16 protein-coding genes are annotated in these 23556 nt (G+C 71.1%); 8 read left to right on the top strand and 8 right to left on the bottom strand.

Annotated elements, in window-relative coordinates:
- The first annotated feature begins 71 nt into the window (after positions 1-71).
- Together ASE44_RS15095 and ASE44_RS15090 are read left to right on the top strand one after the other, a co-directional pair.
- The gene (locus tag ASE44_RS15095) at positions 72-5648 is read left to right on the top strand and encodes a glutamate synthase-related protein (RefSeq protein ID WP_235522661.1); all 5577 of its coding nucleotides are present in this window, start codon (positions 72-74) and stop codon (positions 5646-5648) included.
- 23 nt (positions 5649-5671) lie between these two features.
- Positions 5672-7507, top strand: a complete 1836-nt coding sequence (locus ASE44_RS15090; protein WP_082456125.1) for a sulfite reductase subunit alpha — start codon at positions 5672-5674, stop codon at positions 7505-7507.
- Positions 7508-7547: 40 nt separating this feature from the next.
- Here the strand turns inward: ASE44_RS15090 and ASE44_RS15085 are convergent, their stop codons facing one another.
- Together ASE44_RS15085 and ASE44_RS15080 are read right to left on the bottom strand one after the other, a co-directional pair.
- On the bottom strand, positions 7548-8693 hold the full coding sequence (locus ASE44_RS15085; protein WP_056012849.1) for a 5-(carboxyamino)imidazole ribonucleotide synthase: 1146 nt from the start codon (positions 8691-8693) through the stop codon (positions 7548-7550).
- Positions 8694-8821: 128 nt separating this feature from the next.
- The gene (locus ASE44_RS15080) at positions 8822-9388 is read right to left on the bottom strand and encodes a PH domain-containing protein (RefSeq protein WP_162235762.1); all 567 of its coding nucleotides are present in this window, start codon (positions 9386-9388) and stop codon (positions 8822-8824) included.
- 99 nt (positions 9389-9487) lie between these two features.
- Here ASE44_RS15080 and ASE44_RS15075 point away from each other — a divergent pair, with 99 nt between their 5' ends.
- Positions 9488-10300, top strand: coding sequence for an EI24 domain-containing protein (locus tag ASE44_RS15075; protein ID WP_056012853.1), 813 nt, complete (start codon positions 9488-9490; stop codon positions 10298-10300).
- On the opposite strand, the gene ASE44_RS15070 is transcribed toward ASE44_RS15075, so the two are convergent.
- Positions 10284-11072 carry a biotin--[acetyl-CoA-carboxylase] ligase gene (locus ASE44_RS15070; RefSeq protein WP_056781628.1) on the bottom strand — a complete coding sequence of 263 codons (789 nt, stop codon included), beginning with the start codon at positions 11070-11072 and terminating at the stop codon, positions 10284-10286. The two genes, ASE44_RS15075 and ASE44_RS15070, sit on opposite strands and share 17 nt — an antisense overlap.
- Positions 11073-11212: 140 nt before the next feature.
- On the opposite strand from ASE44_RS15070, the gene ASE44_RS15065 reads away from it, so the two are divergent.
- A complete protein-coding gene (locus ASE44_RS15065) occupies positions 11213-12814 on the top strand; it encodes an acyl-CoA carboxylase subunit beta (RefSeq protein ID WP_056012855.1) in 1602 nt (533 codons plus the stop codon).
- A complete protein-coding gene (locus ASE44_RS15060) occupies positions 12811-13062 on the top strand; it encodes an acyl-CoA carboxylase subunit epsilon (protein WP_056781627.1) in 252 nt (83 codons plus the stop codon). The genes ASE44_RS15065 and ASE44_RS15060 overlap by 4 nt, the downstream gene beginning before the upstream one ends.
- A 345-nt stretch (positions 13063-13407) precedes the next feature.
- Here ASE44_RS15060 and ASE44_RS15055 read toward each other — a convergent pair whose 3' ends face one another.
- From ASE44_RS15055 to ASE44_RS15040, 4 genes are all read right to left on the bottom strand, one after another.
- Positions 13408-14469 (bottom strand): hypothetical protein, encoded by a 1062-nt coding sequence (locus ASE44_RS15055; RefSeq protein WP_056012859.1) that lies wholly within the window; start codon positions 14467-14469, stop codon positions 13408-13410.
- Positions 14466-15716, bottom strand: a complete 1251-nt coding sequence (locus ASE44_RS15050; protein WP_157580016.1) for a sensor histidine kinase — start codon at positions 15714-15716, stop codon at positions 14466-14468. Before ASE44_RS15050 ends, ASE44_RS15055 begins: the two co-directional genes overlap by 4 nt.
- Complete coding sequence (locus ASE44_RS15045; protein WP_056012862.1) at positions 15706-16362, bottom strand: response regulator transcription factor; 657 nt, start codon at positions 16360-16362, stop codon at positions 15706-15708. Before ASE44_RS15045 ends, ASE44_RS15050 begins: the two co-directional genes overlap by 11 nt.
- Positions 16363-16439: 77 nt before the next feature.
- A complete protein-coding gene (locus ASE44_RS15040; RefSeq protein WP_056781626.1) occupies positions 16440-17744 on the bottom strand; it encodes a class I SAM-dependent RNA methyltransferase in 1305 nt (434 codons plus the stop codon).
- A gap of 61 nt (positions 17745-17805) precedes the next feature.
- On the opposite strand from ASE44_RS15040, the gene ASE44_RS15035 reads away from it, so the two are divergent.
- From ASE44_RS15035 to ASE44_RS19005, 3 genes are all read left to right on the top strand, one after another.
- Positions 17806-18456 carry a nucleoside triphosphate pyrophosphatase gene (locus tag ASE44_RS15035; protein WP_056781624.1) on the top strand — a complete coding sequence of 217 codons (651 nt, stop codon included), beginning with the start codon at positions 17806-17808 and terminating at the stop codon, positions 18454-18456.
- A gap of 96 nt (positions 18457-18552) precedes the next feature.
- Complete coding sequence (locus ASE44_RS15030; protein ID WP_056012871.1) at positions 18553-20313, top strand: biotin carboxylase N-terminal domain-containing protein; 1761 nt, start codon at positions 18553-18555, stop codon at positions 20311-20313.
- Between the two features lie 54 nt (positions 20314-20367).
- Positions 20368-22005 carry a LuxR C-terminal-related transcriptional regulator gene (locus ASE44_RS19005; protein WP_056781623.1) on the top strand — a complete coding sequence of 546 codons (1638 nt, stop codon included), beginning with the start codon at positions 20368-20370 and terminating at the stop codon, positions 22003-22005.
- Positions 22006-22028: 23 nt separating this feature from the next.
- Here the strand turns inward: ASE44_RS19005 and ASE44_RS15020 are convergent, their stop codons facing one another.
- Positions 22029-23465, bottom strand: a complete 1437-nt coding sequence (locus ASE44_RS15020) for an NAD(P)H-quinone dehydrogenase (RefSeq protein ID WP_056781622.1) — start codon at positions 23463-23465, stop codon at positions 22029-22031.
- Positions 23466-23556 lie beyond the last annotated feature (91 nt).

The raw sequence follows: 23556 nt of genomic DNA, 5'->3' as shown, positions 1-23556 counted from the left end.
ACGTAGACCCGGTCCCGTCATCTCACCGTCTCCGGGCCGTCCAGCGCCCGCATTCCGAGGGGTACCCCGTCGTGATCTCTTCCTCCGTCCCACCGCGCCCGCGCGCGTCCGCAGCAGCACCCCGTCCCGACCTCGTCGATCGCGAGACCGACAAGAGCGATTGCGGCGTCGGGTTCATCACCCGGAAGGACGGCGTGCAGAGCCACGACGTCATCGCCCTGGGCGACACGGCCCTCTGCGCCATCCCGCACCGCGGCGGCATGTCCTCCGAGGGCGTCGGTGACGGCGCCGGGGTCCAGGTCGACCTCTCGGTCGACTTCTTCAGCGCGCTCGTCGGCGAGCAGCTCGTCGCCGGCCGGTTCGGCGTGGCGAACGTCTTCCTGCCGGTCGACCACGGCCGCACCGCGGACGCCGAGGCCCTCATCGAGCGGGCTCTCGGCGAGGCGGGCTTCACCGTGCTGCTGGCCCGCGCCGTCCCGACGGTCGACGCCGTCCTCCGCCCGAAGGCCGTGCCGTACCAGCTCCCGATCCGCCAGTGGGTCTTCGCGTCCACCGACGACGCGACCGTCGAGGAGCTCGACCGACGCGCCCATTCGGCCCTGCTCGCGATCGAGGCGGTCGCGTACACCGACCTCACCCTCGACGGCCTGTACCCGCTGTCGCTCAGCACGCGCACCCAGGTGCTGAAGGGACGACTGAACGCCGGCGAGGTCATCCCCTACTTCGCCGACCTCGCCGACCCGCTGCACCGCGTCCGCACCCTGGCCTTCCACACGCGCTTCTCCACCAACACCGCACCGCACCCGTCCATGGCACAGCCGTTCCGTCTCATGGCGCACAACGGCGAACTCAACACCGATCGGAAGAACCGACTGTCCGAGACGGCGCTCGCGGCGTCGCGCGGGCGGAGGATCATCCGGGCCAGGGGGCAGTCGGACAGCTCACGGCTCGACCAGACGCTCCACAGCCGGGTCGTCGAGGACGGACTGGAACTCCTCGAGGCGGTCGTGTCCGTCATGCCGCCGGCGTGGGAGAACGACCGCACGCTGAGCCGCGAGGTGCGGGCGATGCTCGAGTACTTCTCCCTCGTGGAGGAGAAGAACGACGGCCCGGCGGCGCTCATCTTCAACGACGGGACGACCGTCGGCGCCCGCCTCGACCGCCTCGGACTGCGCCCCCTGCGCAGCGTCGAGACGGAGGAGTACCTCTGCGTCACCTCGGAGGCCGGACAGCTCCCGTTCCCGGACGACGAGGTCGTCCACCGCGGACGCATCGAAGCCGGCGGGATGCTCGCCTACGACCACCGCACCGGCACGCGCTTCCGCACGGGCGAGGCGCTCGAGCTACTCGCCGCACGCAAGGACTACCCGGCGATGCTCGCCGCGGCCGCCGTCGAGCTCGACGCGCTCGAGGACCACGGCCAGACCAGCGCCGCAGCAGCGGTGGACGAGGCGTTCCCGTACCGCGGCGGATTCGGCCAGGTGCAGCGCTACGTCGCCTACTCGCTCAATCAGGAGAGCTTCAAGTTCATGACGGACCCGATGCTGGCGTCCGGCAAGGAGCGGATCTCCGCCATGGGGTACGGCAACGCCATCAACGCGCTGTCCGACCAGGAGGGCGGTCTGGCGAAGTACTTCTCGCAGCGGTTCGCCCAGGTGACCAACCCGCCGCTCGACAGCATCCGTGAGGCCGACGGCATGACCCTCCGGGTGGCGCTCGGTGCGAAGCCCGGGAGCGGGACCGTCGGCACGAAGCAGCTCATCCTCCGCTCGCCCATCATCAGCGAGGACGAGCTCCGACGGCTCGGGACGCAGCAGGAGTCCCCCGTCGCCTGGTTCGACATCCTCTACCGCCCCGAGGCCGACGCGCAGGCGAACGCCGACGCGCTCGAGGACGCCGTCGAGCGGGTGGCCACCGAGGTCGCCGCCTTCGCGGCGGTCAACGGCGGCATCGCCGTCCTCAGCGACCGCGGCGTCGACACCGAGGCGGCCGCCCTTCCGCTGATCCTCGTCGTCGCGGCCGTCAACCAACGCCTGATCGACGACGGGCTCCGGCTCCGGGTCTCCCTCGTCGTGGACAGCGGCCAGCTGCCGTCATCGCACCACGTCGCGTCGGCACTCGGCTTCGGCGCGTCCGCGGTGCACCCGCTCGCGGTCCGGCTGCGAGCCGAGCAGAAGCACCCCGACGAGGCCGACGCCGCGTTCCACCGCTTCGCCGCCGCGGCCGAGAAGTCGCTGTTGAAGACGATGGGCCGAGTGGGCCTGTGCACCGTCGAGAGCTACATCGGCGGAGAGTTCTTCGAGCCGAACTACCTCGACACGAGTGACCCGGTGCTCGCCCGCGCCTTCCCGCACCTGCGCGCCCCGGTCGGTGGCGTCGGCTTCGCCGGCATCGCCCGGACGGCGAGCGCCTGGCACCGGCGCGCCCTGACCACCACGGCCGAGGCCGACGTGCCGCTCCTCGGTCTGTTCAAGGAGCGCGCGGAAGGGGCCGGTCACTCCTACGGGACGACGGCCGTCCGCGGCTTCGTCGACCTCACCGAGGAGGCGGTGCAGCTCCCCCGCGTCGACACCGCGGCCGTCGACCGGGAGGGCGGCACGCTCGGGGACGACCCGCTGCGCCTCCACACCATCGGCGACCTCGAGGACGCCTTCGGGATCGACGACGACGCCTACCAGCACACCTCCTTCGACGCGCTGGACGACGACGAGATCGACGCGTTCACCATCACCCCCGGGTACCGCGCCTTCGTCCAGTCGATGACGACCGAGCGGCGGCGTCGCCCGGCGGCGCTCCGCGACGTGCTCGTCCTCCCGGAGGACATCACCCGCCTCACCACCCCGGAGGAGTTCGCTCGCGAGCTCGACCGGCTCGGCCCGGTGGGCAACTCCTCGATCGTCGTGCGCGGTCTGCGGGCGACGCGGACCGACCAGGGACGGCACCGCCTGCAGCTCACCGGCCCGCTGGCGGGCGACCTCGCCCGCGTCTCGGCGCTCGGCGAGTACTACGTCCGCCGGTTCGGCTCCGAAGTCACGGGCCACTGGATCTCGGGCGGCGACCTCATCGTCGAAGCGGTCGGCTCGGCCGACGACTACTTCTCCATGCTCGTCGAGGGCGAGGAGAGCATCTCCACGGACCTCGTGCAGCCCGCCAGCGAGATCACCCGCGCGCTCGCCTCCGGGGCGATGAGTCACGGTGCCCTCGTGGCGACCGCCCACGAAGCCGTCGCGCACGGCACCAACATGGTCGGCGGGATGTCGAACAGCGGCGAGGGCGGCGAGCACCTCTCGCGCTACGGCACGATCCGCGGCTCGCGCATCAAGCAGTTCGCCTCCGGCCGGTTCGGGGTCTGGGCCGGCTACCTCGCCGACCCGATGCTGCAGGAGTTGGAGATCAAGATCGGACAGGGCGCGAAGCCCGGCGAGGGCGGCCAGCTCCCGGCCCCGAAGGTGACGGTCGACATCGCCGCCGCCCGCGGTGGCACCCCGGGCATCGAGCTCGTCTCCCCGCCGCCGCACCACGACACCTACTCGATCGAGGACCTCGCCCAGCTCATCCACGACTGCAAGGCGGCCAGGGTCCGCGTCGTCGTCAAGCTCGTCTCCTCCGAAGGGATCGGCACGATCGCCGTCGGCGTCGCCAAGGCCGGTGCGGACGTCATCAACGTCGCCGGCAACACCGGCGGCACGGGTGCGGCAGCGGTCACGAGCCTGAAGTACGCCGGCCGCAGCGCCGAGATCGGCATCGCCGAGGTGCACCAGGCCCTCAGCGCGAACGGCCTGCGCTCGAAGGTCACCCTGCGCTGCTCCGGGGCGCACCAGACCGGTCGCGACGTCGTCATCTCGGCGCTCCTCGGCGGCGACAGCTTCGAGTTCGGGACCACCGCGCTCATGATGCTGAAGTGCGTCATGGCGAAGAACTGCAACGTGAAGTGCCCGGCCGGTCTCACGACGAACCCGGAGACCTTCGACGGCGACCCCCGCGCGCTCGCGCAGTACCTCCTGAACATCGCGCACGACGTCCGTGAGCGGCTCGCGATCCTCGGGCTCCGCTCGCTGCGCGAGGCGCGCGGCCGCACCGACCTCCTCCACCTCGTCGACCACCCGGCCGCCGTCGCCGACCTCGACCTGCGCGCCATGCTCGCGGTCGTCCCCGAGGTCGTCGTCACCGACCCGGTGTACCTCGAGAAGGACTTCACCCTCGACGACGCGCTCATCGAGCGGGTGCGGGCCGGGCTCTTCGACGAACGTCGGACCACGATCGACCTCGGCGCGACCGACGGCGACGGCGGGATCCGGCTCGGCAACCGCTGGCGCTCCGTCGGCGGGCAGCTCGCGATCGACCTCGAACGTCTGCTGAACCACGAGCTCGACGACGCGCAGGCGGCGGCGACCCCCTCGGTCGTCACCGACGATCGCGGCCACCGGTCGCTGGGCGCCGACACCGTCACGATCCGGACCGAGCACTCGGCCGGGCAGTCCTACGCGGCGTTCTGCGTCGACGGCCTGCACTGGCGGCACACCGGCACCTGCAACGACGGCGTCGGCAAGAGCGCCTCGGGCGGCACCATCGCGATCCTCTCCCCCGGCGGCGGCAGCACGGAGCCCGGCGGCAACGTCCTCATCGGCAACTTCGCGCTCTTCGGGGCCACCGGTGGGCGCACCTTCGTCCAGGGCGAGGCAGGCGACCGGTTCGCCGTCCGCAACTCCGGGGCGACCGCGGTCGTCGAGGGCGTCGGTGACTACGCCTGCGAGTACATGACCAACGGCGCCGTGCTGAACCTCGGCGGTTTCGGCATCGGCTTCGGCAACGGCATGAGTGGCGGTTTCGTCTACCAGTACGACCCGCGCGGCGAACTGCCCAGCAAGGTCAGCGCCGACTCGCTCCTCCTCGGATCGATCACCGAGGGCGAGCAGGCGGCCTTCCACGAGGCGGCCGTGCTCCTCCTGCTCGACTGGCACGTCGAGGCGACCGGCTCACCGCTGGCGTCCCGGCTGCTCGCCGACTGGGCGACGGCCAGGCACCACTTCGTGTTCGGCATGCCCCGCGCGCTGCTCCTGTACCAGGACAGCGACGCCATCCTCGCGGCGAAGAGCCGGAAGGAGCTCCTCGACGAGCTCGGTGCCGCGCTCGCGGCGCAACAGCTCCGCACCTTCAAGCTCGACTACCGCGACCGCCGACCGGTCCGCGGCGGTCGCGCACCGGGTCTGGGCGAGCCCGCGGCGGACCCGCAGGACGTGTACGCGCTCCTCACCAGCTACACCGTGCTCAAGCTCGCGCAGGAGGTCGCCCTCACCCGGACCCCCGGCGTCGACGACCCCGCCCACCCGACCGTGCAGGCGGCCGTCCGCACGCTCATCCTGACCGAGGACTTCTTCGTCATGCAGCGCGTGCAGCGGGCGGCCCGCGAGCTGCTCGAACGCTACGACGACGCAGCCCTCGCCGCGATGATCGCCGCGAAACGCCTGCACGACTACACGGAGGCGCTGCGCCTGCGGAACGTCCGGTCGATCGACCACCCGGGGACCACCGGGTGGATCATGCACCAGCACGCGAAGAACCGGGCCCGATCCGGTGCGACCGGTGGCACCGAAGCACTCCTTGCATCGGCCGCTCTGGCCGAGCTGACACTGGCGGGCCGCCGATGAGCGCGCCCGGTCTGGAAGGGACCATGAGCGAGACGCAGACCCCGTCCGCCGTCGGGCCCCGCCCGGTGCTCTTCGAGGCGCTCGCGGCGCTCGGCAGCAGCACCGACGATCCCTTCATCCCCGAGGACGCACCGTTCAGCCCGGAGCAGCGGGTGTGGCTCGCCGGGTTCCTGGCCGGTGTCCGAGCGAGCACCGTCGACGGTTCCGAAGCCGCCGCACGCACACCGCAGCTGGCCCTGCACGTCCTCGTCGGTACCCAGACGGGCACCGCGGAGGCGATCGCGGAGGACCTCGGTCGTGCGGCGTCCGGCTACGGGGTGGCGACGACGACCACCGGTCTCGACGACGTCGAGGTCGACCGGCTCCCGTCGATGGGTCACCTCGTCGTCATCACCTCGACGTACGGCGAGGGCGAGATGCCGGACAACGCCGAACTGTTCTGGGAGGCGCTCCAGGCGAGCACCGCTCCCCGACTCGACGGCCTGAAGTTCTCGGTCCTCGCCCTCGGCGACTCCGGGTACGACGGCTTCTGCCAGGCCGGGAAGCTCATCGACACGCGCCTCGAGCAGCTCGGTGCGGAGCGTGTCCTCGCCCGCGTGGACTGCGACGTCGACTACGAGGAGCCCGCCGCGGCGTGGACGACCCAGGCCCTGTCGCTCTTCGGCGCCCTCGCGCCGACGACCGCCGACGGTACCCCGGCTCCGGCCGTGCCAGCCGCCGTCCCCGCGAAGAAGCCCGGTCGCACGCGGTCGCCCTGGACCCGGAAGACGCCCTTCGGCGCGACGCTCGCGGTCAACCGTGTGCTCTCCGGCGCGGCCTCCTCCAAGGAGATCCGGCACTACGAGTTCGACCTCGCCGACAGCGGTATCGAATACGCCGCCGGTGACGCCCTCGGCGTCATGCCGAGCAACGACCCGGCCCTCGTCGACGCGATCATCGCCGAACTCGATGCGGATCCCGACGACGCCGTGGACGGCTCGACGCTCGCGGAACGACTCACCAACGGCTTCGAGATCCGCACCCCGTCGAAGGACCTCGTCGCGGAGCTCGCCGAGCGCTCGCCGGACTCCGAGCTCGCCGGGATCCTGGCGCTCGCCCAGGCCGAGACGCTCGATTCGTGGTTGCGCGACCGCGACATCCTCGACCTCCTGCGGTCGACCTCCGTCCGGTTCGACGCCGCCACCCTCGTCGACGTCCTGCGCCCGCTGCAGCACCGTGCGTACTCGATCTCGTCCAGCCCGCTCGCGGCCGACGGACGCGTGCACCTCACGGTCGCGAGCGTCCGCTACGCGGTGGGCGACCGCGTGCACGGCGGTGTGGCCTCGACGCACCTCGCCGACCGTGTCGCCGAGGGCGGGACGAGTGGCATCTTCGTCTCGGCGAACGCGGCCTTCCGCGTCCCGTCCGACGACGACGCCCCGCTCATCATGGTCGGTCCCGGCACGGGCATCGCCCCGTTCCGCTCGTTCCTGCAGGAGCGCCGTGAACGCGGCGCGACCGGTCGGAACTGGTTGTTCTTCGGCGACCAGCACCGGGCGCACGACTTCATCTACGAGGACGAGCTCGGTGAGCTGCTGACCGGAGGGGTCCTCGACCGCCTCGACCTCGCCTTCTCCCGCGATCAGCGCGAGAAGGTGTACGTCCAGACGCGGATGCGTGAGAACGGCAAGGAGCTGTACGCCTGGCTCGAGGAGGGCGGCCACTTCGCGGTCTGCGGTGACGCCTCACGGATGGCGAAGGACGTCGACCAGGCGCTGCACGACCTCATCGCCGAGCACGGCGGCCGGTCCACGGAGGCCGCCGCGGAGTACGTGCACACGCTGAAGCGCGAGAAGCGGTACATCCGCGACGTCTACTAGGAGCCGCGCTCCGGTCCCTGAGCTCGTCGGAGGACGCCGATCAGGCGTTCTCGGCGCCGAGCAGGGCGGCCGCGGCGCGTGCCTCGTACACGACGTCGTCGAGTTCGTCGCCTGCGACGTTCACGTGGCCGACCTTCCGGCCGGGCCGCGGATCCTTGCCGTAGGTGTGGACCTTCGCGACCGGGTGCGCGCCGAGGACCTGCGGGTACCGGTCGTCGAGGGTGCCCTCGGTCGGTCCACCGAGCACGTTCACCATGACGGTCCAGTCGCGGTGGCACCCCGTCGATCCGAGCGGCAGGTCGAGGACGGCGCGGAGGTGCTGCTCGAACTGGCTCGTGACGCTGCCGTCCTGCGTCCAGTGCCCGCTGTTGTGCGGACGCATGGCGAGCTCGTTGATGAGCAGGCGGTCGTCGTCGGTCTCGAACAACTCGACGGCGAGGACGCCAGTGACCCCGAGCGCGGTCGCCACGGTGACGGCGATCTCCTCGGCGGTGTCCGCGAGGCGTCCGGCGGATCCCGGCGCCGGAGCGATGACCTCGCTGCACACGCCGCCGAGCTGCACCGTCTCGACCACGCGCCAGGGCACCACCTCGCCCGAGGGCCGGCGGGCGACGAGCTGGGCGAGTTCGCGTCGGAAGGACACCAGCTCCTCGACGAGGAGTGCGCCGCCGTTGGCGTCCTCCGACAGCGCCGTGAACCAGTCGTCGACCTCGTTCGGGCCGTGGACGACCCGGACACCCTTGCCGTCGTAGCCGCCGCGCGGGGTCTTCACGACGCCCTTGCCGCCGTGCTCGGCGAGGAAGGCGGCGAGCTCCTCCTGGTCGTGGACCCGCGCCCAGTCCGGGACCGGGAGCCCGAGCTCGGTGAGCCGCTCGCGCATGAGCAGCTTGTCCTGGGCGACGGCGAGCGCGTCCGGCCCGGGGTGCACCTGGACCCCGGCATCGACGAGGGCGCGGAGGACGTGCTGCGGGACGTGCTCGTGGTCGAAGGTGATCACGTCGACCGTCTCGGCGAAGGCGAGGACGGTGTCGGCGTCGCGGTAGTCGCCCACCTGCACCGTCGCCAACCGGGCGGACATGCCCTCCTGCTCGGCGAGCACGCGGATGTCGAGTCCGAGGTTGATCGCCGCCGGCACCATCATCCTGGCCAGCTGACCGCCACCGATCACTCCGACGCGAATGCTCATGGGTTCACTCCAGCTCTCCGGCGACCGGCCGGCGGGTCTCGTAACGGCAGGCGGGACGGGCGGATCCGGAGGCGGATCGGCTGAGCCCCGACTCCAACATCGTACCGGCCGGGTCGGACCCGGGCAGGTCAGCGGCGGACGGGCGGCTGGGTCGGCGATTGTCCGGACGATTGGGCGGCCGGATAGGGGGCGGCGATGCTCTGGTTCTCCGCGACGAGCTCGTGGAGGGCGTTCTGGACGAGGACGGCACCCGGAACGTCCCGCAGGACGACCGGCAGCTCGCCACCGGAGGTGACGCGCACGTTGCCGCTGCCGAACGCACTCTGCACCCAGCTCTTGTGCACCGTGATCCCGTACCCACGTGCGTGGTAGAGCTCCTGGCGGGACCGGACGAAGAACCCCCGGCGGACGATGAGCCGCCGGGTGGTGATGACGTAGCGGACGGACAGCCAGGCGACGAACGGCAGCACGCAGGCGAACAGCACGATCACCCCGCCGCCGATGAGCACAGCCCAGTTCTGCCACTCGAGGTCGAACGAGCCGAAGACGTACGCTCCGACACCGCTCACCGCGATGAGGAGGAGGGCGGGGAGCAGGAGCCGCCGGGCATGCGGACGCAGTCGTGCGACCACACGTTCGGTCGCCGCCGCGGGAGGGGCCGGCCGGCCCGGCCCCGTCATACCGGGATCAGCCATGCTCCCATTCTTAGCAGTCGTCGGAACCCGCCGCCTGCTCCCACCCCGCCCGTCGGCAATCCCGATCGGCGGGTGTCGGCCTCCGACTAGCATGAAGGCGTGAAACCGGCCGACAGCACCGCACCCACGGGCCGGCCTCCCGGCGTCTTCGCATCGTTCTTCGAGGGGGTCGGCGTCCTCCTCGGCGGCTTCCGACTGTGGGGCACCTCGCCGAAACGGATGCTGCTCGGCATGGTCCCAGCGGCGATCGTGGGCGTCGTCTTCGTCGCGCTACTCGTCGTCCTCGGCCTCAACGCGGCGGCGATCGTCGACTGGGCGACACCGTTCGCGGACACGTGGGACGAGCCGTACCGCTCGTCCGTCCGGGTCGCCGCCGCGGTCGCGTTGATCGCCGTCGCCGTCGTGGTCATGCTGTACGCCTACGCCGCCGTGACCCTGCTCGTCGGCGACCCGTTCTACGAGCGGATCTGGGCCGACGTCGAACGCTCACTCGGCGACGCTCCAGCGGAGTCCGGCGAGTCGGCCTGGCGCGGGCTCCTGACCGGCATCGGGCGCTCCCTCGGCCTGTTGCTGCTCACCATCCCGACGGCGGCCGTCCTCTTCCTGCTGGGGTTCATCCCGATCATCGGTCAGACGGTGGTCCCGGTGGCGGGTGTCGTCGTGAGCGGCTGGTTCCTCACCCTCGAGCTGACCGGCTACGCCTTCGACGCGAGAGGGTTGTCGGTGCGCGAGCGGCGGCGCGCGCTCGCCAAGCGACGGTCCCGCACCCTGGGGTTCGGGACCGCCGTCGCAGTGCTCTTCCTCGTCCCCGTCCTGTCCGTCCTGGTGATGCCGGCGGCCGTGTCGGGTGCAACGGTGCTCGCCCGTCGAGCGCTCGCCGAGGCGGACGGCCCGCTCAGCGCACGTGCGTGACGTCGCCGGCGGCCACGGCCACCGGGGCGCCACCGTCGCTCGGGCGGACGACGAGCCGCCCATCGGGGTCGATGCGCTCGGCGGTACCGGTCAACGTCCCGCCGCCCGGCAACTCGACGCGGACCGAACTGTCGAGTGTCACGCAGTGTTCCGTGACCGTCGTGCGGAGACCGCTGGCCTCGGCGTCGCCTGACGCCTCGAGGTACGCGTCGTACAGCCGCCCGAACGCGCGGAGGTACCCGGCGAGGACCGTGTCGGGATCCGGGTCGGCGAGCCCCTCGAGCAGGAGCGAGGTGGACCGGTCCGTCGGCAGTTCGCCCGCTCGCTGCCGCAGGTTGATCCCGGTGCCGACGATGGCACCGTCGCCGGTCGGCAGCAGTTCGGAGAGGATACCGGACACCTTCCGACCACCGACGAGGACGTCGTTCGGCCATTTCACCCCGGCGGGCACCCCGAGATCCTGGAGCGACGACGCCAGGGCGGCTCCGGCGAGCAGCGGCAGCCATCCGTAGGCCTCGAGCCCGAGGGGTCGGCCGGACGGCGTGACCGGCCGGAGCAGGATGGACACGGCGAGCGAGGCTCCAGGAGGCGTCGTCCACACCCGACCGAGGCGGCCCCGCCCGTTGCGCTGGTCGTCGGTGACGACGACCGAACGGTCCGGCCAGCCGCCGCCGTCCTCGCGGGCCCTGATCGCGAGTTCGTCGTTGGTCGAGCCCGCGTGCTCGAGGATCTCGAGGCGCGGGACGAGGGCGGCGGTGCTGGGCAGTTCCATGCCGACCACCCTACTGAGGAGCGCCGTCCGAGCCCCCGACGCACGCACCTTCGCTTGGCCGATGTCGACAACGGATCTCGATGGTGCTTGTACGCGATCGTCAACGGGTTCGCCGGGGGGCCACCGGGTAAGGTGAAAGCGTGACCGACGAAACCGCCTCCGGCCCTGACCTGTACACGACGGCCGGGAAGCTCGCCGACCTCAAGAACCGCTATCACGAAGCCGTGACGGCGAGCGGCGAAGCCGCCATCGAGAAGCAGCACAAGAAGGGCAAGCTCACCGCGCGGGAGCGCATCGAGCAGCTCCTCGACCACGGCAGCTTCGTCGAACTCGACGAGTTCGTGCGGCACCGCACCACGGCCTTCGGCATGGACCGCTCGCGGCCGTACGGCGACGCCGTCGTCACGGGCACCGGCACCATCCACGGTCGACAGGTCGCCGTGTACTCGCAGGACTTCACCATCTTCGGCGGTTCGCTCGGCGAGGTCGCCGGCGACAAGATCATCAAGATCATGGACCTCGCCCTGAAGACCGGCGTCCCGATCATCGGCATGCTCGACTCGGGCGGCGCCCGCATCCAGGAGGGTGTCGTCGCCCTCGGCAAGTACGGCGAGATCTTCCGCCGCAACACGCAGGCGTCCGGGGTCATCCCGCAGATCTCCATCATCATGGGTCCGGCCGCCGGTGGCGCCGTCTACTCCCCCGCCCTCACCGACTTCGTCATCATGGTCGACAAGACCAGCCAGATGTTCGTGACCGGCCCCGACGTCATCAAGACGGTCACGGGCGAGGACGTCGGCATGGAGGAGCTGGGCGGCGGGTACACCCACAACACCCGCTCCGGTGTCGCGCACTATCTCGCGAGCGACGAGCCGGACGCCCTGGACTACGCCAGGACCCTCGTCGGGTTCCTGCCCGACAACAACCTCGCCGAAGCCACCGTCTTCGACGTCGAGGTGGAGCTCGAGACCACCGACGAGGACCGCCGACTCAACACCCTCATCCCCGACTCCCCGAACCAGCCGTACGACGTCAAGACGGTCATCGAGCACGTGGTCGACGACGGCGACTTCCTGGAGGTCCAGCCGCTCTTCGCCCCGAACATCGTGATCGGCTTCGCCCGCGTCGAGGGCCGCTCCGTCGGCGTCATCGCGAACCAGCCGTCCCAGATGGCCGGCACCCTGAACATCGAGGCCGGCGAGAAGGCCAGCCGCTTCGTCCGCTTCTGCGACGCGTTCAGCATCCCGATCCTGACCCTCGTCGACGTCCCCGGCTACCTGCCCGGCACCGATCAGGAGTGGACGGGTGTCATCCGGCGCGGCGCGAAGCTGCTGTACGCCTACGCCGAGGCCACCGTGCCGCTCGTGACCGTCATCCTGCGGAAGGCCTACGGCGGCGCCTACATCGTCATGGGCTCCAAGCAGCTCGGTGCCGACATCAACCTCGCCTGGCCCACCGCCGAGATCGCTGTCATGGGTGGTCAGGGCGCCGTCAACATCCTCTACCGCGGCGAGATCAAGCGGGCAGAAGAGGCCGGCGAAGACGTCGCCGCGGTGCGCACCCGCCTGGCGAACGAGTACACCTACAACGTCGCGAGCCCGTTCCTCGCCGCCGAGCGCGGCGAGCTGGACGGCGTGATCGAGCCCGCGGCCACCCGCGTCTCGGTCATCAAGGCGTTGCGAGCGCTCCGGACGAAGCGCGCGAGCCTGCCCGCCAAGAAGCACGGGAACATCCCGCTGTGAGCGACACCGCTCGGCCGGACACGACGGAACCCTCGGCGATCGACCTCCGGATCGTGCGGGGCGCCCCGAACGACGAGGAGATCGCGGCCCTGACCGCCGTCTTGAGCGTCGCGATCGCCGAGCAGGCGATGCGCGACGCCGACACCGCGCCGCCGCCGCGCATCCCGTCGACCTGGGAACGGACGCGGCGCCAGCTGCGCACCGGGATCACCCCGGGTCCCGGTCACTGGCGCGCGTTCACGGGCTGAGCGCCCGCGACGACCTCCACGGAGCGCTCGTCCTCCCGGTCCACCGTGGAGGACGGGTATGTCCTCCATAGTGCCGACTGTCGGGGGTACCCCTGATGGGGGAAGATCATTCTCGAGAGTTGAGTCTCATCGAGACCACTTCACCAGCTTCTGCTCCATCTAGGGTAAGCGGGCAGAAGTTCGGGGGCGGGTCAGAGCGGTATTCGGGTTACCGCTCTGACCCACGAACTCCAAGGAGGGCCAGCATCGGGTGCTGGCCCTCCTTCTCGTTCACGTGCGTGTGCTGAACGGACGCCCATACCGATCGACTGCAGCTCGCGATGGTCCGAGCTTCGCGCTCGAGGATCACTCCGCTTCGGCGGCCGCCTGGCGTCCGAGGTCGGCGCGCGATCCGTCCCGCGGGATCTCGAGCCAGACGTCGAGGTCCTCGTCATCGTCGTCGGGGCCCGGCGCGACGCCGGGAACCGGGGGCACGGCACGCAGCCCGACGACCGTCACCGCGACGCGATCGTCGTCCGGCACGCTCCGCACGATGAGGCGCGTCGCGGCCGAAGCCGCGAGCGTCTCGGCGATCTGCGCATGGATCGCGTCGAGGACCTCGGCGTCCAGCTCCTCGAGACCGCCCTCGTCGAGCATGTTCACGACCGCGCCCCGACGACGAGCGGCGAGGACCTCGGCGCGCACCGCGTCGCTCAGGAGGTGGCGGCCCCGGATCTCGTCGCGGAGGCTCGCCTCCAGCGTCCGGCACTCGGTCCGGTCTGCGACCGAGAGTCTGCCACCGTTCGCGATGATCGTGCGCAGCATCGGTGTGGCGAGCCGACCCGTCTGGCTGAGGCGTCGCCGTCGCTCGTGGACGTGGGCGTACTGCGCGGCCTGCCAGTCCGAAGTCGCGTGCTCCGCCTGGGTGAGTCGCTCGGCGTCGTGCTGGGCGCCGGCGATCGACCGGGTGAGCACGCTCGCGAGGACGACCCAGATGAGGCTCCCCGTCACGCCCATGCCGAGCGCCAGGCCGGGGCCGGCCCAGACCAGGGACTGCACGGTGAGGAAGATGATCCCGAGGTAGGCGATCAACTCGCGTTGCCGGACCACCGTGATCGTCATCAGGGTCCCGATCGAGGCCACATGCCAGGTGGCGTAGCCGTTGTTCCGGGTGGGGTCCAGCTGGCTCGTCACGAGGAGGGGGACGATGATGGCGGTCGCGAGGTTGAGGCTGGCGAGCCACGAGGGCATCCGGGTCGATCCCATCGGCCAGAGGCTCAGGACGCTCGCGACGGCGTAGACGAGCATCGCGATGAGCACCGGCACGGCTTCACGCGGCGTCTCGAGGGTCAAGGCGGCACGGAGCAGGTGGTAGGCCGAGAACAGGGCGGCGAGGATGACGAGCGCGTACCGCGGGGCCGGGGTCATGAGGCGTCCTCCGGAGACCATTCGATCCGGATGACGGCTCCCTCACCGGGCCGGGAGAGCACGGTCGAGCGGCCTCCGACACCGGCCATGCGCTCGACGATCGACACCTTGAGGCCGAGCCGTTCCTCGGCGACCGCGTCGGGGCAGAATCCGACCCCGTCGTCGCTGACGGTCACGCAGACCCCGCCCGACACCGTCCCCTCGATCGCCAGGCTCCGCGCGACGCCCTGGCCGGCATGCTCGACGCTGTTGACCATCGCCTGCACCGTCGCCCAGTACACGGCGTTCGCGACCGTCACGGGGAGCACCCGGCCGGACGCCCCCTCGGTCGTGACCGTGAACGGTTCGCCGAGCATCGACGCCGCACCGCGCAGGCGCTCGACGAGTTCCGCGAGGCCCGTGACCTCGTCCTCGTTGGTCATCGGCGCGCCGACCCCCTCGAGTTGCTCGATGGCGACCCTGGCCATCATCACCGCGAGCGCCTCGGACTTGGGGGTCATCGCGCGGTCGGCCGCGAGCAGCGACGCGAGGACGCTGTCGTGCACGATCGAATCGACCTCGACCCGCTCCACCTCCGTGGCGTGCTGTTTGACGGCGGCGTCGTACGTCGACAGCGCGGCGGCCCTGGCCACGTCGACCCGGCCCGCCAACACCCGGAAGAGGCCCACCAGGACGACGATGAGCCCGCCGATGATCGTGGCGTACGAGGCGTCGAGCGTCCCGATCTCCCAGGACGCCGGCGCGAAGTCGGCATCGATGATGCGGTTCACGCCGTACATGAACGAGGTGACCAGGAGGTACACGATCGCTCCGCGCAGTTTGAGCGGGACGCAGGCGAAGGCCACCGCGATCGTGCAGAGGTACCAGATCCACGGTTCCTGGTTGATGTCGGCCGGCGCCGGTGCGTTCACCGCGGGCCAGATGAGCAGCGCGACGAAGAACACCGCCGCGAAGACGCCGGATGCGAGCCGATGGTGCCACAGGAAGAAGCAGCAGCCGATGGCCACCCCCATGGACCCGAAGACGGCCACGACGTAGAGGACGCCGATCCAGCCGTCGATCTGGACACCCTGGCCGAGGGTGGTGAACGCGGTCTGCAGGCCGAAGACGAGCCCGATGATCGCGACCGATCGGCCGAGGAGGCGCTCGAAGTTGGCGGTGTTCAGCATCCGGCGCTGAGCCTGGGCATCCTTGGTGTCCGCGGGGATCGCGGGATGCCTGGTCGGTGCCCGGAAGCTAGGAGACATCCGTCCCGCCTTGATCGAGGCCGGGGAGGATCCCGTCCTCGACCGCGCGGCGGAGCAGGTCGACCTTCGTCGGTGCCGGACGGCCCACCTCGACGTACTTCACGCGGATGCGGTCGATGTGCTCACGGGCCGTCGAGTAGGCGATCCCGAGCTGCATGGCGACGGTCTTCAGCGGCAGGCCGGAGGCGTAGAGGTGCAGCACGTCGCGCTCGCGCCGACCGAGTTGTGCGCGGGCGAAGTCGCTGTCGGCGTCGATCGCACTGGCCCACTCGATGTTGTTGAGCGCCTCGCCGCGGGCGACGGTGGCGATGGCGGCGATGACGGTGTCCGTCGGTGACGACTTCGGGATCACCCCGGACGCCCCGGCGGCCAGCGCCTCGCGGACGAGCGCCACCCGGTCGGCGATGGAGTGGATGAGCACGTGTGCGCCCACCGCCTGCACCGCCTGGATGTTCGTCGTCGGGGTGCTGCCGTCGGAGAGGGAGAGGTCGAGCACGACGACGTCGGGGACCACTCCGTTCAGCGCGGCGATGCACTCGACGGCGGTCGGGGCACTCGCCACGACCTGATACCCGGCGTGCGCACACACCGCTTCGATCCCGAGCCGGACGGACTCGTGATCATCAATGATTGCGACGGTCACCACGGCACCATCGTAGCGAGTGCCGGACCCGTCGGGCGGGACGGCTGTGGAGCGAGTCGGTCCGCCCGGGTGCTCGCCGTTCAAGCCGTGCGGGTGAAGCCGGCGACGGCCTCGAGGTGGTGGGTGTTCGGGAAGAGGTCGTAGGCGGCCAGGTGGCCCAGTTCGTACCCCTGCTCGGCCAGCAGGGCCACATCGCGTGAGAGCGCGATGGGGTCGCAGGCGACGTAGACGATCGACGCAGGGCGCAGTTCGCCGAGCATCGCGACGATCTCCGCGCCGGCGCCCGACCGCGGCGGGTCCAGGACGACCGTCGCGGTGGCGTAGCGGGAACGCTCGATGCGGCTGCCCGAGGCGATCTCCGACCGCAGGAAGGCGTCGACCTTGGCGGTGACCGCCTGCGCGCCGACCCACTCGGACAGGTTCTCCCCCGCGTACTCGGTGGCGCGCTCGTCGCTCTCGACGGTCGTGATGCGCGTCGTGGAGCCGAAGCGGTCGGCCACGCCGGCGGCCAACAGCCCGACGCCGCCGTAGAGGTCGAGGTTCGCGGCGCGGGCGTCGAAACGCGCGTCGTCGATCGCGTCGGAGACCGCCTGCTGCAGGGTCGTCGCGGCCTGGCGGTGGACCTGCCAGAACCCGTTCGCGTCGACGATGAACTCGCGGTCGCCGACGAGCTCACGGATCGGATCGGCCGCCGGACGGACCGGCTTCGGGCCGCCGCGTCGACCACGGCCGCCGCCGCGTCGCCGGTCGCCGCCTCCGGCCTCGTCGGCGCGGGTGAGGACGCGGACGGCTCCGGTCGAGGAGGCGACGATGTCGATCGACGTGGTGCCGTGCGGCAGTTCCTCGAGCCGCGCCGCGTCCGCGACGGCCTCGATCGCGAGGGGCAGGTCGTCGACGGGGACGACCTGGTGGGACCGCGCGGCGTAGGGACCGATGTTGCCGTGCTGGTCGACGTGCAGCGAGACCCTCGTGCGCCACCGCGTCCCGTCGGGCGTCTCGCCGTCCACCGCGGACACGGTGAACTCCGGTGCGACCCCGGCGAAGCGCTCGAGCCCTTCGGCCAGGACCTGGTGCTTCAGAGCACGCTGGTGGGCCAGATCGATGTGGCCGAACTCGGCACCGCCGGCCCGTTCGCCCGGATCGCGGTCGACGGAGGCCTCGGCCCACACGTGGGGGCGGCGGTGCTCGGACGGCGTGAGGACCTCCAGGGTCTCCGCGCGCCAGAAGCGCTTCTCGTTCTCATCGACGATCCGGGCCCTGACCCGTTCACCGGGCAGGGTGTCGGGGACGAAGACCACGCGGCCCTCGTGCCGAGCGACGAACACACCCCCGTGGGCTACGTTGGTGATGTCCAGTTCCACGGTGCGTCCAGTCGTCGTGCTCATGCGTCGAGCATGTCACACGGGTGACCGGCGGGGGTCCACCGTCCTCCCGGAAGGAACCGCCGTGCGTCTCACGCTCGCCTCAACGTCCCCGGCCCGGCTCGCGCTGCTGCGGTCGAGCGGCATCGAACCGGTCGTCGTCCCGTCGTCGGTCGACGAGGACCAGGCGGTCGCGGACGCCACGCACGCCGCCGGAGCGCCGCTGAGCCCGGAATCGGTCGTGGCACTCCTCGCCCGGGCGAAAGCCGAGGCCTCGCTGCGGGTGGTCGTCGATCGCGGCGACGAGGTCGGCCTCCTCCTCGGGGGCGATTCGGTCTTCGTCCTCGACGGCGTCGTCCACGGGAAGCCGCACACGGCCGAGCGGGCACGCGAGCGGTGGCGGGCACAGCGCGGGCGCACCGGGACGCTGTACTCCGGCCACTGGCTCATCGACGGCACGCGCCCCTCGCCGGTCGGGGTCGGTGCGGTCGCCTCGGCCGAGGTGTCCTTCGCCGACGACCTCGACGATGCCGAGATCGACGCGTACATCGCCTCCGGTGAGCCGCTCGAGGTCGCCGGCGCGTTCACCATCGACAGCCTCGGTGCAGCCTTCATCACCCGGATCGACGGCGATCCGTCCACCGTCGTCGGCCTGTCCCTGCCGACGCTCCGGCGTCTCGTCCGCACCCTCGGGCACGACTGGCATGCGCTCCGCAACCGCGCCGGAGCCCTGTGACGCTCATGCTCTTGTAGGAGTCGCACGTCGTTCCACCAGCTTTTCTGTGCGTGTGGTCCAAAAGCCGACCCGGCCCGCCCGGTAGGCTCGTGGACTGTGCCACGTATAACCAAGGTCCTCATCGCCAACCGTGGCGAGATCGCCGTCCGCGTCATCCGAGCCGCGAAGGACAGCGGGATCGCCTCCGTCGCCGTCTACGCCGACCAGGATCGCGACGCCATGCATGCCCGCCTCGCCGACGAGGCCTACGCCCTCGACGGGACGACGAGCGCCGAGACCTACCTGGTCATCGACAAGCTCCTCTCCATCGCCCGACGGTCCGGCGCCGACGCCGTGCACCCCGGCTACGGGTTCCTCGCCGAGAACGCCGACTTCGCGCGCGCCGTCACGGCCGCCGGCCTCATCTGGATCGGGCCGTCGCCGGAGGCCATCGAACGTCTCGGCGACAAGGTCTCCGCCCGCCACGTGGCCGAGAAGGTCGGTGCCCCGCTCGCACCCGGCACCCTCAACCCGGTCTCGGGCGCCGAGGAGGTCCTCGACTTCGTCGACATCCACGGCCTGCCGGTCGCCATCAAGGCGGCCTTCGGTGGCGGCGGACGCGGCCTCAAGGTCGCCCGCGAACGCGAGGAGGTCGCCGAGCTCTTCGAGTCCGCGACCCGTGAGGCCATCGCCGCGTTCGGACGCGGTGAGTGCTTCGTGGAGAAGTACCTCGACCAGCCGCGGCACGTCGAGACCCAGTGCCTCGCCGACGCGCACGGCAACGTCGTCGTCGTCTCCACCCGCGACTGCTCGCTGCAGCGCCGCCACCAGAAGCTCGTCGAGGAGGCACCGGCCCCCTTCCTCACCGAGGAGCAGAACACCGAGCTCTACCGGGCATCGAAGGCGATCCTCAAGGAGGTCGGCTACCTCGGTGCGGGCACCTGCGAATTCCTCATCGGCAAGGACGGCACCGTCTCCTTCCTCGAGGTCAACACCCGACTCCAGGTCGAGCACCCGGTCTCCGAAGAGGTCACCGGCATCGACCTCGTCCGCGAGCAGTTCCGTCTCGCCGAGGGCGGCGTGCTCGACTACGACGACCCGAAGCCGACCGGCCACTCCTTCGAGTTCCGCATCAACGGTGAAGACCCGGGACGCGGCTTCCTCCCGCAGCCCGGACCCATCCACGTCTTCAAGACCTTCGGTGGCCCCGGCGTCCGCCTCGACTCCGGCGTCACCGCCGGCGACACGATCTCCGGCGCCTTCGACTCCCTGCTCGGCAAGATCATCGTCACCGGTCGTACCCGCGAGGAGGCGCTCGAGCGCAGCCGCCGCGCCCTCGACGAGTTCGAGGTCGCCGGACTCCCGACGGTGATCCCCTTCCACCGGAAGATCGTCCGCGACCCGGCGTTCACCGCGGAGGACGGCACCTTCGGCGTGTACACGCGCTGGATCGAGACCGAGTTCGTCAACGACATCGAACCGTGGGACGGCTCCATCGACGCCCAGCAGGTGCCGGCGACGCGATCCACCGTGGTGGTCGAGGTCGGTGGCAAGCGGCTCGAGGTCAGTCTCCCGGGTGGCCAGCTGGGGCTGAACGTCGGCGCACCCGTCGCCGCCCCGGCCCCGCACCGTCGCGGCGGTTCCACGGTCGTCTCCGCGGCGACCGGCGACGCGGTCTCCGCCCCGATGCAGGCGACGATCGTGAAGCTCGCGGTCGCCGAGGGCGACGTCGTGGTGAAGGGCGACCTCGTCGTCGTCCTCGAGGCGATGAAGATGGAGCAGCCCATCACCGCGCACAAGGACGGTACGGTCGGCGCGATCGACGCGACGGTCGGCACGACCGTCTCCTCAGGGCACCAACTGCTCACCATCAGCTGACCCGCCGTTCAGTCGACGGCGCCGCCCGGCTCACGGCGGCGATACGCTGAGCAGGTGTCAGCAGCCGACCTCCTCGAAGACGCGTTGGATCGTGTGGCGAACTTCGACGCCTCCGGAGCGATCGCCCTGCTCGAGTCGGTGCCGGGTGGTGGTGCCGACCCTCGACTCCTCGCGCTCCGCTCCTACGCGCGCTTCACGGCCGCGGACTTCCTCGGCTGCCAGCACGACGCGGCGGCGGCCGTCGCCGCGTCCTCGGGTACCGACCGGACGACCAGACTCCTCGCGCTCGGCGCGGCCGGGCTCGCGCTCGGGTCCGACCGGTCACCGGACTCGATCCTCGAGGGGTGCTTCGAGGAGGCCATGTCCCTCGTCGAGGCCGGTGGCGACCTGGAGCCGTCCATCGCCTGGCTCGTCGGCTACCTGCTCGTCGAAGGCGCCGTCGTCAACGTGCTGATCCACGTGGCGCGCCGGTTCGCCGACGCGTTCAGCGAGGAGATCGCCGCAACGCCCACCCGACTCTTCCGCACGCTCGTCGACGGCGTCGTCGCTCGGCTGCTCCTCAACGAGGGCCGCGTCGCCGAGGCCGAGGCGGCGGCACTCGTCATGTTCGAACGGGCCTCCAGCGAGCCGACGACGCTCTACGCGGAGGCCGTCCAGTGTCTCGTCGCGGGGAACCGGGCCGAGCAGGGTGCGGCCCGGACCCTCGCTCGGCGCGTCCGCCAGGCCATCCCCGAGCCGACGGGCGCCTTCCAGACGACCTGCTACCTCCTCGTCGGGTACGGGCTGGCCGCCCTCGCCGACGACCACGGTGCCGCCGCCCTGGCTCGGAGCGCGTCCGGGAACGACTTCAGCGGGCTGTCCGTCCAGGACCGGGCCCTCGCGATCGAACTGCTCGTCGCCAGCGCGTTCGTCGACGGTGACGTCGTCGAGCTGGAACGTCTCATCGGCTTCATCGCCGACGACGTCGACCGACGGGTGCCCGGCCCGGCGATCCTGCGCATGCAGTGCAAGCTGGAACTGCTGCGAGGCGATCCGGGCAGTGCCCTCGCCCTCGCCCGGACGGCGGCTACGCGGGCGCTCGCGGACGGTCGCATGCTCGAGGCGGGGATCGGGGAGATCCTCGCCACCCGCGCGCTCATCGCGATGTCCGACCGCACCCAGGCGGTGCGCGAGCTGTCCGCCCTCGCCGAGCAGGCCGACCGTGGCGGACACACCGCGGCCACCCGATCGGCCGCCCGCGAGTTGAAGGCCATCGGAAGACGTCTCGCGCCGATCGCGGGATCCGGCTGGGACGGCCTGTCACCCCGCGAGCGCGAGGTCGCCCTGCTCTCCGCCGAGGGCAACTCGACGGCGCAGATCGCGTCGGTCCTGCAGCTCTCCTCCCGGACCGTCGACGCCCACGTGACGCGGGTGCTCGCGGCGTTCGGGATCGTGTCCCGGCGCCAGCTCCCGTCGAGACTGCCGGCGACCCTTCCGCTGAGCGCCGTCCCCGTCCCGACGGTGCCACTGACGCCGCGGCAACGGGACCTCACGGAGCTCGTCGCAGACGGACTGTCGAACGACGAGATCGCCGCGACCCTCGGGATCTCCCGCAAGACCGTGGAGAAGCACCTCAGCGCGGTGTTCACCGCGTGGTCGGTGCGCTCGCGCGTCGCCGTGGCCAGGATCGTGCTCGCCAACCGCCCGGCCTGAGCCGGAGAGCGCGACCGGCCTGGCTACTCCACGATGTGCATGGCCCGCGCGGCGTCGGTGATCGACCCGGTGAGCGAGGGGTACACCGTGAACGCCCGCGCGACCTGGTCGACGTTCAACCGCTGCTCGACGGCCAACGCCAGCGGGAAGATGAGCTCACTGGCCTTCGGCGCGACGATGACCCCACCGATCACCGTGCCGCTCCCGGTGCGGGCGAACAGCTTGACGAAGCCGTCCTTGATGCCCATCATCTTCGCGCGCGGGTTCTGCGCCAGCGGCAGCTTGTAGATCTCGCCCTGCGCGATGCCGTCCTCGATCTGCTTCTGGGTCCACCCGACGGTCGCGATCTCCGGCTGCGTGAAGATGTTCGCGGCCACGTTGCGGATCTCGGTCGGGTTCACGGCGTCACCCATCGCGTGCAGCATCGAGGTGCGTCCCTGCATGGACGCGACGGAGGCGAGCGGCAGGAACGTCGTGCAGTCACCCGCGGCGTAGATGTTGGGGACGCTCGTCCGTGCCACCCGGTTGACGCGGATGTGGCCGGAGTCGGTCAGCTGGACACCGGCCTCCTCGAGCCCGATGCCGGCGGTGTTCGGGACCGAACCGACCGCCATGAGGCAGTGCGAGCCCTCGACGGTCCGGCCGTCGGAGAGGGTCGCGACGACGCCGTGCTCGGTCCGGGTGACCGAGTCGGCCCTGGACTTCGACAGCACCGTCATGCCGTTGCGCTTGAAGACGTTCTCGATGACCGCTGCGGCGTCCGCGTCCTCGCCCGGAAGGACCTGGTCGCGGCTGGAGATGAGCGTGACCTTCGAACCGAGTGCGGTGTACGCCGAGGCGAACTCGGCCCCCGTGACCCCGGAGCCGACGACGATGAGGTGCTCGGGGACCGAGGTGAGGTTGTACAGCTGCGTCCAGGTGAGGATGCGCTCGCCGTCGGGCAACGCCGACGGTAGTTGCCGCGGACTCGCACCCACGGAGATGACGACGGTGTCGGCCTCGATGCGGTCGAAGTCGGTGCCGGTGGAGCGGTCGGTCGAGACGATGACCTCGTTCGGCCCGTCGAGGCGTCCCTGGCCGTTCACGATCCGGACGCCCGCCCGGATGAGCCCGGCCCGCATGTCCTCGGACTGTTGGCGCGCGAGCCCGAGCAGACGCTTGTTGACCGCGGCGAGGTTGACGGCGACCTCGGGACGACTGGGCTTGCCGGTGGTCTCCGAGCGGACGAAGAACTGCACGCCGAGATCCGCCGCCTCGCCGATGGCACCGACCGCGTCGGCCGTGGCGATGAGGCTCTTGGACGGGACGACGTCGGTGATGACCGCCGCGCCGCCGACGCCCGTCCGTTCCACCAGGGTGACGTCGGCGCCGAGCTGAGCACCCGCGAGCGCCGCCTCGTACCCGCCGGGTCCGCCTCCGATGATCGCCACTCGCTGCTTGCGTTCGAACTCGTAGGCCATGCGACCATTCTCGCGCGTGACCAGGGGCGGGACCAAACCCGTTCCGCGCTCCGGCGACGACCGCGTTGCACGGATGAGCGGGGTCCGCACG

This window comes from Plantibacter sp. Leaf1, from assembly GCF_001421315.1.
Lineage (GTDB): Bacteria > Actinomycetota > Actinomycetes > Actinomycetales > Microbacteriaceae > Plantibacter.
This window is presented reverse-complemented; position numbering and strand designations above follow the sequence as displayed.

Bases quoted from the DNA above. Each gene is read 5' to 3' on its own strand.
- ASE44_RS15055 (WP_056012859.1), bottom strand. From the start codon at position 14,469: ATGACCCCGGCCCCGCGGTACGCGCTCGTCATCCTCGCCGCCCTGTTC.
- ASE44_RS15070 (WP_056781628.1), bottom strand. From the start codon at position 11,072: ATGGAACTGCCCAGCACCGCCGCCCTCGTCCCGCGCCTCGAGATCCTC.
- ASE44_RS15080 (WP_162235762.1), bottom strand. From the start codon at position 9,388: ATGGCTGATCCCGGTATGACGGGGCCGGGCCGGCCGGCCCCTCCCGCG.
- ASE44_RS15040 (WP_056781626.1), bottom strand. From the start codon at position 17,744: ATGAGCACGACGACTGGACGCACCGTGGAACTGGACATCACCAACGTA.
- ASE44_RS15085 (WP_056012849.1), bottom strand. From the start codon at position 8,693: ATGAGCATTCGCGTCGGAGTGATCGGTGGCGGTCAGCTGGCCAGGATG.
- ASE44_RS15050 (WP_157580016.1), bottom strand. From the start codon at position 15,716: ATGTCTCCTAGCTTCCGGGCACCGACCAGGCATCCCGCGATCCCCGCG.
- ASE44_RS15020 (WP_056781622.1), bottom strand. From the start codon at position 23,465: ATGGCCTACGAGTTCGAACGCAAGCAGCGAGTGGCGATCATCGGAGGC.
- ASE44_RS15090 (WP_082456125.1), top strand. From the start codon at position 5,672: ATGAGCGAGACGCAGACCCCGTCCGCCGTCGGGCCCCGCCCGGTGCTC.